The organism is Bacillus sp. B1-b2 (assembly GCF_009183415.1).
Taxonomy (GTDB): domain Bacteria; phylum Bacillota; class Bacilli; order Bacillales; family Cytobacillaceae; genus Niallia.
This window is the reverse complement of sequence record NZ_WEHU01000056.1, coordinates 1-7,571: the sequence shown is the minus strand read 5'-3', so window position 1 is coordinate 7,571 and position 7,571 is coordinate 1. Positions and strand designations below refer to the sequence as shown.

Sequence of the window (7,571 nt, the reverse complement as noted above, 5' to 3'; positions counted from 1 at the left end):
AGTGATTTACCTTCGTAATAATAAATTGACCTCTCATTTCATGACCTCCTACTTTAGACTTACAAAAAATAAGAACATGTTTTCGCCCTTGTTTCTTGTTCTGTTTACATCATAAAAAAAAAAGCAGAATATATCAATCTTTTTTACTATTTTTTTCGATAAAATCTTCCATAAATCGTTCGACAATTTTCGACTGTTCTACGTGTTTTTGCATTTCTGTTTGTGAGAATCCTAGTTTCTCTAATTTATTTACTAGCCCAACTGGTACGTTTATAAAGAAACGTATTGGGTAATCCTCTTGATAATTGTATTTTCGCGGTCTTGGCATATCTACCTCTTTGTTATTGTTCTTCATTGGAAACATTCTCCTTTTTTTGTTTTTCTTTTTAGTGTAACAAAAAAAAGACTGTCTAAGTGATAGACAGCCTTAATATTTTCTATTAAACTCACATATGATATACTAAGCATAAATTTAAAAGACTTGACCTGTTTCTGTATCGTACACGCGAAGTTGTTTTTCGAATTTCGAAACCCCTTCTACGTTTTCCAGACGATCAGCTAGCAAGGTCATTTTTTTTCGTTTATATTGTATTTGCTGTTCCACATCTGATTCGTTCAATGTTGCCATATAATCTACAATATCGTCAAAAGTATCGTTTTGAACATCATCACCATGTATGTAAAGACTATATGTTGTAATTGCATTAGTAATCTTCTTTTTCATAATACTTGCACTTAATTTTTGTTGATATTCCCTTGATAATTTTACGCTTTCTACCTTAAATCTACGATTTACTTTAGTAGTTTGTAATCTCTTCCACCAATCCGCTGTTGGGAATTTTGATTTATCAGTCCAAGCCTTCCCCAATTTATTTTTAGCTTTATAATCTAAAAATCTAATTACACCCTGTTGATCTAAGTTATTACATACTAAGTGGTCATGAAAAACCTGTTTATTATCTAATTTCAAATAAATTTGTTTAGCATATTCTGGAACATTACTAGAATGTAATTTCAATAGAGTATTAACAGATTCATCCATAGTTCTATAAAATTTTCTTTTAGTCTCTATCTCTATATTTAAAATCTTAGTAACTCTAGGAACTAATGTATCTGCTAACTTCTCAATAAGTTCATAATCCTTTGATTTCGCTTCAAGTAAATCTAAAATCTTATTTTTATTGACATCATTAGTACCATATTCCAAGTAAAATTCTAATCTAGCAACATCTAAATATTTATAATTATCATTGCTTACATGAAGAAAAGCTTTTTCGATACAATACATATCATAATAAGATATCATTTTTTCCAAATACCATAACTTTATAAAAAACTGCTTATATTGTTTTTCAATAACTTCTTTTGTTTTATCATAGACCCTAAAAAAAAGATTATTACCTTTTTTTCTACCAAGCGTAAAATAGTCCGTATCCGTTTCAAATTGACCTCTAAAGCTAAATTCTAACGAACCACGTTTAAACCTTGATTGTTGCATTCTATTAGCATTCTTATTTGAAAAGAAGTTTGTAGGGTCTTGAATAATATTAGTATGATAAGCGTAATCTATTCGATTTTCTGAAATCTTTTCAATTTCTATACCAAATACATCTAATACCGCTTTAATCTCCTTTATACTTTCCTCTACAGCTTTATATTCACCATCTAACCAAAGGTATTGTGAACGTAATTGAACCCAAAATTCGGGAGTATCAGAGTTAATAGAACGACTTAAAACAAATACATTAAACTTATCTGGAATACCCATATCATACTCATACTTACCAAAACTAAGACCATTCATAAGCCACTTAGTAGACAAATCTTTAAATCTATCATCATTCTGCCACATCACTACAGGGTCATATGTACGCTTTGTTTCAACTCTATATTGTTCTAAGAAATTAATAAACAAACGAACATTATAATCATAATTCCAGTCATTTTTAACTTTAATCACATAATAAAACGAATCTATGTTATGTAAAAACTTCTTATCAATGCGATCAAAATACTGCTTATTTAAGTCTGGTTGTAGCTCTGTAAAAATTTCAGAGCGTTTCACTGATCTAGTAAACAATACAAAGACTCCTTTCGTCAAAATATCAACTTTCTAATTGAGAATCCATTGAGAATCATGTCGGCAGATTGGTTTTGCCGACAAAGCAAAAACAGGCTAGAAAGCTTGTCCCAGTAGGGTTTGTGATAACCAATAGGGTTCCGTTCATGGGGCGTGTTACAAAGCCGCCCCGACCCCCTTTTTTCGGCTTCGCCAGTATCGGTCCCCTCCCTCTCGGGTCCCTCCCGATACTAGCGTTCCGTTAGGGGGTAAAATACGAAAATAGATCACTTAACCATTTTATTACTTAAAGATTAAGAGAATAAAAAGCCAATCAGTTAAAACAAAAATGCCTAATGAAGCCTTCTAATCTTGATGATCTTCGCAAGGGTAAACATGTAAGACAATCAAAGAACCTTTCCAGCCGTTGAAAAAATCACTCAACGACCTCCAAGAACCTATGATTCTCTAACCCTTGCAAACATCACTTTTATATGCTTATAATATCTCACCGACAAACCTCATGGACAATAGGCAAAAAGGGTTCAGCTTGTCGAGAATCTAGCTTAGCATATAAAAGCCGAGCGAATTATTTGTATTACCTGGTAATCCTTTAAAAACGTGCGTTCCGTCGCACACCTCGTCCCAACTCCCTATGTCCAATAGGTTGAAAAAACATTAATATTCAACTTCATTATCAAAATCAAAAAAGCATTTATTGCAGTGATATTGTTCAGTTTCTGTACCTTCGTCTGCAACATCAACATCATATGAAGAACATCTTGGACACCACATTTAATTTTCCTCCTCAAAACATTTAGTACATTCCATACCAGCGTTAGTCCAAAAACTTGATTTATCTATCAAACTAACATGACAATACACACATTTTTCTTCTAGCATAGACAATGCACCTTTATGGTCATAACCTAGATCAATAGCTTTTTCGTAAGTATAAGGCATTTCTATCAATCCTCCTTCTCTATTAAACCTTCGTTTTCTAATTGCTGTTTAGCAAAATTAATAGCAAATTCTAATGCTTCTGTCATATCTGCTTCTTTGTATTTCACTCCAAGCGTTTGTGCAGCTACTTGCTTACGATCATCAAAATGACTTCTGATTCTTTCTAAACTTTCTAAAGTTGATGGATCTAGTCTGTAGGTTTTCGGAATCTTTTTTACCATTGGATAGTACCTCCAACGTCAGAAACAAATTTTTGAATTTCAGTTCGTCCAACAATTTTTAACTCATTATTAGTCCATGCTAACTTAGAATCTAAATACGTCTTAGAATGAACTAAAGTAGCAAATGAAGAATAATTATCAGCACGTAAAAATACCTTATAATCAAAAGTAGTTCCATGACCATATTCATGTTCTTCAACAGAAGTAATAATATATCCCATTTCATCAATCGCATGATTTAATTGATTAATAAAATCAATATCTGTTCTTAATTCTAATGCTTCAAAATTTATAACACCTTGTCCATTTTCATCAAATGTAATAGCTTCTACTGTCATAATTAATCATCTCCTTTACTTGATAAATTAATTATAACACAGTGTACATACAGTTGCAATACATTGTATTAAAATATTTTATCTATTGTTTCGTAAAGAATTAAAGCAAAAATAGTAAACAAATTTTCTAGTATTTCTATCATTCTGGATTACTCCTTTTAAATTCTGCTATATCAATCATTAATGTAAGGTACTTGTTATCTTCTGGTGAGAACCTAGCGACTAAAATTTTGTTTACTAGAGAGTTTAAGCTTAACCCCATATCTTTAGCTAACAACATAAGCTTATCTTTTAAATCACTATCATCAAACCGTAGTCTCATTTCCGCCATCTTCTTCAATAACCTCCTGTATACAATTTCCAAAATCTAAGTCAAAGCCAAGCTTAGCTTTTAATTTCGCAAAATCTATATCAAACTTCTCGTCAATCTCTCCAAACATCATGCTAGTATCATAGAGTTGTCCGAAACTTTTCACATAAATAGAACTTTCACTAGAAAGTCTTTCTCTTTGTTGTGCCCAATATGTTACATACATGAATAAAGTGAATGGCAGCAATTTAAACGGAAAGACATTATTTGCTTTTCTATGCACTACTCGATACTCTACACATTTTCTAATTGTCTTATTGATCTGTGAGTTATCATCTTGACAGATTAGCAAGAAGTCATATCCCATTTTCCTAGATTGCGTAAAAAATAGTTTCCACATTTTCGTAGAATACTTGCTGTTATCTTCTGGAGGAAAGTAGTTACCAGCTTCATCAATTACAACTAGACAATAGCCTTCGCCACCTTCGTCATAGAAGTTCATTTTCTTTTGTAATTCATAAAGAAAAGCTACTCCTTCCTCTCCCATAAGAAATTCATCTGGAACGTACATAAAACGTTCTGCATAGCCTCTATTTATCATTCCTTCGGTAAACTTCAAGGGGAAGTTTGAAACGACGTATTTCCCCTTTTTAAGCGTTGCTACAATCTTTTCTAAAGCATGATAAGACTTTCCAGACCCTATCGTACCTAAATATGTTTCTATCATTTATCCTCTCACCAACTTTAACCAGCGTGCCACAATTCGGAATCCATAATAGACACCAACCGCAACCAAAAATAATCCTGTATGCAAAATCATAGTAGGAAAAGGAATTAACCAAGTAATATAACCCATTTCAACTAAATCAGGAGTTTCAGCACTCATTTTCAAAAATGGAGAATCTGGAAGAATACTAAAAATACCTTCCAGAATCACTCCTAGCTGTTCAAAAAACCAATTAATAACGTCATACAATATTTCCATGCCTTCACCTCATTAATCTGGTGTCATCCTTCTAAGAGCAAATACAAGCCATATATCAAAAGCTAATATCAAACCCCATCTTGCTATTTTTGCAACTGGATCAAAGAAAGAAAAATTTATGTCAAAATCATAATCAACAGGAATAGTAATACCACCCAATTCAATATTTTCTTTTGAACCAATTTTAAAAATAGGAGTTTTAGGATCTAAATTAAACCTCTCTAACATTCTTTGAAAATCCCAAGGTATAGAAAATGGAAACTTATCTTTAATAGTTCCAAGAGCAATAGTCAATGGTGTCATATTTAACTTAGGTTTTGAAGTAGAACCACCATCACCTTCACCAGTACCACCACCAGGAATAGTTGGATTGCCGACAATAACACCAGTATCAACAGGAGCCCAAGTATTTCCGACAGGAACAGCTACAGCACCTTCATATACACCAACTTGTGGCATTGCAAGAGCGTCAGTACCAACAGCAGTACCTGTAGCCTTATCTCTAAAAGTTCCAGCAGTACCATCCCATTCCAAAGTAGGATTAGCTTCTAAAATAGCTTCTCCATTAATTGTTACACTTGTTTCTCTATACTTTTCATACGTCTTATCAGCAATATTATCGAATTGACGTTGAAATATTTGATTCATAGCACCTACAGTTGTAACCGTAACTAGCATTGGTGATAACATTCCTTTTGCTAATAAATTATTAGAAAAAGTAGGTAATGCCATTTCTGCAGTAGGATATAAAGGAGCATTTACAATATCACGAGAATAAGCAGTTCTATCAATACTAGTATTAAATCTAGCCCCATTTATAGGAGTTAACCCTTTTGATAATTGATAAGTAAAATCTGAATTAGTAATAACAGGGAAATAAGTAGTTTTTTCCAATCTAAAAGAATTTGTAAAATAAATTTCTCCTTTATAAGAAATCATAAAAATTCTAGAATTAGCATTTGTAGAATCAAAATTATTAAGTTCAAAAGCTAAACTTTGTGACGCAACATAAGGACCACTAAATCTGACTGAAAACTCTGGATAAGCTGTTTGCATTTTAATTGGTGTAGTAGCTTCATAAGGAATAACATCATACTCTCCATAAGTTGTTTTCGCATTTGTACTACCAATACTATGACCAATATAATTAGCTGTAATATTACCTGCAGTAGTTTTTATAGTATTAGCAGTATCAGTAGTTGCACCTTTTAAATCTAATACTAAATCTGGAACAGCAGTAGCTGTCTTAGTTACCCATTTAGTTAAACCAATAGTAGAATTAATTGCCGTATCCATAATAAAGCCTTCTGTTTTTTCCGCAAAATTATTAATATCACTAGCAACTTGATCTGCACCAGCAAAATCTGCAACCGCTGCTAAACCGAGAGCACCTAAAAGTACCCCACCAGCGATAACAGGAACAGCTAGTGCTGGATTGGCTCTAGTTTTTTCCACTTGCAAAAAGAAGCTAGAAAACAGTACAATTGCTGATAGAAATATCGGCAAGAATTTTTTCATGTTTCACCGCCTATAAGAAAGACCCTTGAGAGTGAGTTCAAGGGTCGGATTTTAGAGAAATTATAATTGCGTCAACAATTAATTATTTAGCGATAACAGAGAATACTTTCTTGCCGTATTTCCAAGCGTAGATTCCTCCGAATAAGATTAAACCTGCAGCCGCAACAGCACCTAAAACAGTAACCCCAGCAGTTACGATTTCACCAAATTCAGATGTAATTGATGTAGTAATAGCTTCCATTTTCATTTCACCCCCTTCCAAAGTCATTTAGAAGATTCATACATAGTCCAACCAAGTAGCCACCGAAACCACAAAATCCACCGAGTAGTAAAGCTGGTTTAACCATTGATATTAGAAAATCTGTCAAGAGCCTTTCCCCGCTTTCATACCAGTGAAAAACAAAACGAAGAATAACAATCCGAATATCATCATTTGAACACCAAACCCATATAATTGCGTTTCATGAATTTGTTCTAGCAGTGCTGTAATTTCAGTATCATCAGTTTGTACAACCGTTTCAGAAGTCGTTGGAACTTCTTCAGTAGTTGTTATTTCTTCCGAAACTATTTCCTCGTCAGCTTGTTGATCTACAGTTATTTCTTCATTTTCCATATGTATCACACCTTATTCTTAAAGGTTATCCACCACTTATAAAATTTTGCTAGTGGAAACCCTACAAGTAAAAAAATAAAACCATATTTCACAACAGGATTAATAGTTAATCCCGATAGTAAACCAGAAGCAAAACCTTCTAAAGCTTGCATTATTTAGCTGTTACTGGAACTTTCTTATCAGCAAATTCTACTGAATTTACAAATGTAAGATTACTTAGAACAACACCAGTTTTTTCTTTACCATTTCCAGCTTTTACTGTAGCAAGTGCAAAATCACAATCGAATTTTGCTGGTAGATCGTTCTTATATTGAGTTAGATTTCTCAACTCAGAATAATCTGAAACAGTAGCTTCCGAAATGTCCAATCCAAAACTATTATTCGTAGTTTGCTTATCTCCTACAACACGTACAGACAATCCACGATTTTCTCCCATATCATAGTGATTTACCTTCGTAATAATAAATTGACCTCTCATTTCATGACCTCCTACTTTAGACTTACAAAAAATAAGAACATGTTTTCGCCCTTGTTTCTTGTTCTGTTTACATCATAAAAAAAAAA

Annotated in this window: 13 protein-coding genes; all 13 read right to left on the bottom strand. The window is 32.9% G+C overall.

The window, feature by feature from the left end:
* Nucleotides 1-133: 133 nt before the first annotated feature.
* The 13 genes from F9279_RS24365 to F9279_RS24320 all read right to left on the bottom strand — a co-directional run bounded on the left by F9279_RS24365 (nucleotide 134) and on the right by F9279_RS24320 (nucleotide 7,485).
* Entirely contained in the window at nucleotides 134-355 is a 222-nt protein-coding gene (locus F9279_RS24365) for a hypothetical protein (RefSeq protein WP_152116695.1), read from the bottom strand.
* Nucleotides 356-472: 117 nt separating this feature from the next.
* The gene (locus F9279_RS24360) at nucleotides 473-2,080 is read right to left on the bottom strand and encodes a hypothetical protein (protein ID WP_152116694.1); all 1,608 of its coding nucleotides are present in this window, start codon (nucleotides 2,078-2,080) and stop codon (nucleotides 473-475) included.
* A 774-nt stretch (nucleotides 2,081-2,854) separates the two neighbouring features.
* A complete protein-coding gene (locus F9279_RS25450; RefSeq protein ID WP_193224709.1) occupies nucleotides 2,855-3,022 on the bottom strand; it encodes a hypothetical protein in 168 nt (55 codons plus the stop codon).
* 5 nt (nucleotides 3,023-3,027) lie between these two features.
* The gene (locus tag F9279_RS24355) at nucleotides 3,028-3,243 is read right to left on the bottom strand and encodes a hypothetical protein (protein WP_152116693.1); all 216 of its coding nucleotides are present in this window, start codon (nucleotides 3,241-3,243) and stop codon (nucleotides 3,028-3,030) included.
* Nucleotides 3,237-3,581, bottom strand: a complete 345-nt coding sequence (locus F9279_RS24350) for a hypothetical protein (protein WP_152116692.1) — start codon at nucleotides 3,579-3,581, stop codon at nucleotides 3,237-3,239. The genes F9279_RS24355 and F9279_RS24350 overlap by 7 nt, the downstream gene beginning before the upstream one ends.
* Before the next feature lie 139 nt (nucleotides 3,582-3,720).
* Nucleotides 3,721-3,912 carry a hypothetical protein gene (locus tag F9279_RS24345; RefSeq protein ID WP_152116691.1) on the bottom strand — a complete coding sequence of 64 codons (192 nt, stop codon included), beginning with the start codon at nucleotides 3,910-3,912 and terminating at the stop codon, nucleotides 3,721-3,723.
* Nucleotides 3,887-4,618, bottom strand: coding sequence for a zonular occludens toxin domain-containing protein (locus tag F9279_RS24340; RefSeq protein ID WP_152116690.1), 732 nt, complete (start codon nucleotides 4,616-4,618; stop codon nucleotides 3,887-3,889). The genes F9279_RS24345 and F9279_RS24340 overlap by 26 nt, the downstream gene beginning before the upstream one ends.
* Nucleotides 4,619-4,876 carry a hypothetical protein gene (locus tag F9279_RS24335; RefSeq protein ID WP_152116689.1) on the bottom strand — a complete coding sequence of 86 codons (258 nt, stop codon included), beginning with the start codon at nucleotides 4,874-4,876 and terminating at the stop codon, nucleotides 4,619-4,621.
* Between the two features lie 12 nt (nucleotides 4,877-4,888).
* A complete protein-coding gene (locus F9279_RS24330; protein ID WP_152116688.1) occupies nucleotides 4,889-6,394 on the bottom strand; it encodes a hypothetical protein in 1,506 nt (501 codons plus the stop codon).
* 82 nt (nucleotides 6,395-6,476) lie between these two features.
* A complete protein-coding gene (locus tag F9279_RS25445) occupies nucleotides 6,477-6,635 on the bottom strand; it encodes a hypothetical protein (protein ID WP_226793903.1) in 159 nt (52 codons plus the stop codon).
* 123 nt (nucleotides 6,636-6,758) lie between these two features.
* On the bottom strand, nucleotides 6,759-7,016 hold the full coding sequence (locus F9279_RS24325) for a hypothetical protein (protein WP_152116687.1): 258 nt from the start codon (nucleotides 7,014-7,016) through the stop codon (nucleotides 6,759-6,761).
* A complete protein-coding gene (locus F9279_RS25440; protein ID WP_193224707.1) occupies nucleotides 7,013-7,159 on the bottom strand; it encodes a hypothetical protein in 147 nt (48 codons plus the stop codon). The genes F9279_RS24325 and F9279_RS25440 overlap by 4 nt, the downstream gene beginning before the upstream one ends.
* Nucleotides 7,159-7,485: a hypothetical protein gene (locus F9279_RS24320; RefSeq protein WP_152116686.1), complete on the bottom strand. Its 327-nt coding sequence runs from the start codon at nucleotides 7,483-7,485 to the stop codon at nucleotides 7,159-7,161. The genes F9279_RS25440 and F9279_RS24320 overlap by 1 nt, the downstream gene beginning before the upstream one ends.
* Between the last annotated feature and the right edge of the window lie 86 nt (nucleotides 7,486-7,571).